Raw genomic sequence first — 2,800 nt, 5'->3', positions numbered from 1 at the left:
CTGAAACTGCTCAGCCTGGTCGCCACCGCCGTGGTCGCGCTTGCCGCCACCCATGCGCAGGCACGCGACTTCCGTTCCGCGGAAGTGCATTCCAAGGATTTCCCGACCAACATGGCGGTGAAGTACATGAGCGACCAGCTCTCGGCCGCGACCGGCGGCAAGGACAAGATCAAGATCTTCGCCGACAGCTCGCTGGGCTCGGAGAAGGACACGGTCGAGCAGGTGAAGATCGGCGCCCTCGACATGGTGCGCGTGAGCAGCGCCTCCTTCCACGGCATCGTGCCGGAGTCGGTGATCCCGTCGCTGCCCTTCCTGTTCCGCGACATCGACCATTTCCGCAAGGTGATGTACGGGCCGACCGGCGACAAGATCCTTGCTTCGTTCGAAAAGGCCGGATTCGTCGGCCTGGCCTTCTATGAAAGCGGCGCCCGCTCGGTGTACGCCAAGAAGCCGGTCAAGAACGTGGCCGACATGAAGGGCCTGAAGATCCGCGTGCAGCCTTCCGACCTGATGGTGAGCCTGGTGGGTGCGACGGGCGCATCGCCCACGCCGATGCCGATTGCCGAGGTCTACACCGGCCTCAAGACCGGCCTGGTGGATGCCGCCGAGAACAACTACCCCTCCTACGAAGAAGCCAAGCACTTCGAAGCCGCCCCCGTGTATTCGGAAACCATGCACGTGATGACGCCTGAAGTGCTGGTGTTCTCAAAGAAGATCTGGGACACCCTGCCGAAGGAAGAGCAGGCGCAGATCCGCAAGGCCGCAAAGGAATCGGTGCCCTACTACGTGAAGCTCTGGGAGCCGCGCGAGAAGGACGCGAAGGCCGCCGTCATCAAGGGCGGCGCGAAGATCGTTCCGGCCGCAGAGATCGACCGCAAGGCCTTCGTCGAGGTCGAGAAGCCTGTGTGGGACAAGTTCGCCACCACGCCTGAACTCAAGGCGCTGGTGCAGGAAATCGTCGACACCAAGTAATGGGCAGACATGACCCTGCTAACCCAACTGAACGCGAGACTCTCGCGTTGGGCGATGTACTTCGCGTGCATCTGCCTGGTGGGCCTGCTGGGCGTGGTGGTCTATGGCGTGGTGCTTCGCTACGCCTTCAATGACGCACCCGCTTATGTAGAACAGGTCGCACTGCTGCTGGTGGTCTCGGTCGCCATGTTCGGTGCTTCCGCCGGTGTGCGGGACGCCGGGCACATCGGCCTGGATTCGCTGGTGAAGGCACTGCCCCCGCGGGGGCAGTTCTGGTGCAAGGTCGTCGTGTACGTCCTCACCATTGCCTTCGCCGTGGCGCTCGTCGCCGGCGGCGTGGAGATGGCGACGTCCACGCGCGAGACCACCATTCCCACGCTCGGTATTTCCGAGGCCGTCCGCTACCTCCCGGTTCTCGCTGCCGGTGTGCTGATCACGCTGTTTTCCGTCGAGCACCTCGTCTCCCAATTTTCCGGCCACGAGGTCGTTCCATCATGGCATTGACGCTGCTGTCTCTCAGTTTCCTGGTCTTCCTGGTCCTCGGGATGCCCGTCGCGTTCGCGATCGGCTTGAGTTGTCTCCTCACCTTCGCCTACGAAGGCCTGCCCTTCGAGACGGCGATCCAGATGATGGTCTCGGGCATGAACGTGTTCTCGTTCCTGGCCATTCCCTTCTTCATCTTCTCGGGCGAGTTGATGCTGCACGGCGGCATCGCGGACAAGATCGTCGCCTTTGCGCGCAGCCTCGTCGGCCATTGGAAGGGTGGACTGGGCCTCGCCAACGTGGTCGCGTCGACGCTGTTCGGCGGCGTCTCGGGCTCGCCGGTCGCGGACACCTCGGCCATGGGCGGCGTGCTGATCCCGGTCATGAAGAAGGAGGGCTACAGCGCCGCCTACGCGGTCAACGTCACCACGCATGCGTCGCTCTCCGGCGCGCTAATGCCGACCTCGCACAACATGATCATCTATGCCTTCGCGGCGCAGGCGGCCGTGGGCGAGATCGCCGGGCATGTGATCAAGGGCGTGTCGATCGGCGACCTGATGTTCGCGGGGCTGATCCCGGTCTTCTGGATCATGGTCTGCATGCTGGTCGCCGCGTACTGGCAGGCCAAGAAGTATGGTTACCCGAAGCGCGAAGACGGCAGCACGATGGTCGAGCGCTTTCCCGGCTGGGGCACGGTGGTGCGGACCTTCATCGCCGCCATCCCCGGATTGCTGGTGATCGCCATCATTCTGTTCTGCGTGATGGAAGGCGTCGCCACGGCCACCGAGGCGGCGGCGATCGCGGTGACCTACTCACTGCTCCTGACCATCGTGGTCTACCGCACGATGACAAAGAAGGCGCTGCTCAAGTCGCTGGCAAAAGCCTCGAAGACCACGGGCGTGATCCTGCTGCTGATCGGCGTGTCCAACATGCTGCGCTACCAGATGGCGTACCTGGAGATCCCCGACACGATCGAGGCGGCGCTGCTGGCGGCAACCACCACGCCGTGGCTGATGCTGCTGTACATCAACATCATCCAGATCTTCCTGGGCGTGTTCCTGGACATGGCGGCGCACATCCTGATCACCACGCCGCTGTTCCTTCCGCTGGCCATCCAGATGGGCGTGGGCCCGGTGCAGTTCGGGATGATGCTGCTGCTCAACTGCGCGCTGGGCCTGGTGCATCCGCCGGTGGGCACCGTGCAGTTCATCGGCTGCGCCATCGGGAAGATCTCGATCGGCGAGGCCACCAAGACCGCGTGGCCCTACTACCTGGCGATCTTCATCGCGATCACGCTGGTGACCTACGTGCCCTCGTTCTCGACCTGGCTGCCGTCGATCATCAA

Annotated in this window: 3 protein-coding genes; all 3 read left to right on the top strand. The window is 63.4% G+C overall.

All coding sequences use genetic code 11. The features are described from left to right. Window positions 1–972: a TRAP transporter substrate-binding protein gene (locus tag BLW05_RS35180; protein ID WP_093169567.1), complete on the top strand. Its 972-nt coding sequence runs from the start codon at window positions 1–3 to the stop codon at window positions 970–972. 9 nt (window positions 973–981) lie between these two features. Further along, a complete protein-coding gene (locus BLW05_RS35175) occupies window positions 982–1,476 on the top strand; it encodes a TRAP transporter small permease (protein WP_093169566.1) in 495 nt (164 codons plus the stop codon). Beyond that, window positions 1,467–2,800: TRAP transporter large permease (locus tag BLW05_RS35170; protein ID WP_093169564.1), on the top strand; the 1,334-nt coding region annotated here is incomplete at its 3' end. The genes BLW05_RS35175 and BLW05_RS35170, both read left to right, overlap by 10 nt.

This window comes from Variovorax sp. YR216 (genome assembly GCF_900107745.1).
Taxonomy (GTDB): domain Bacteria; phylum Pseudomonadota; class Gammaproteobacteria; order Burkholderiales; family Burkholderiaceae_C; genus Variovorax.
The sequence above is the reverse complement of the archived record's forward strand: the minus strand, read 5'-3'. Positions and strand labels throughout refer to the sequence as shown.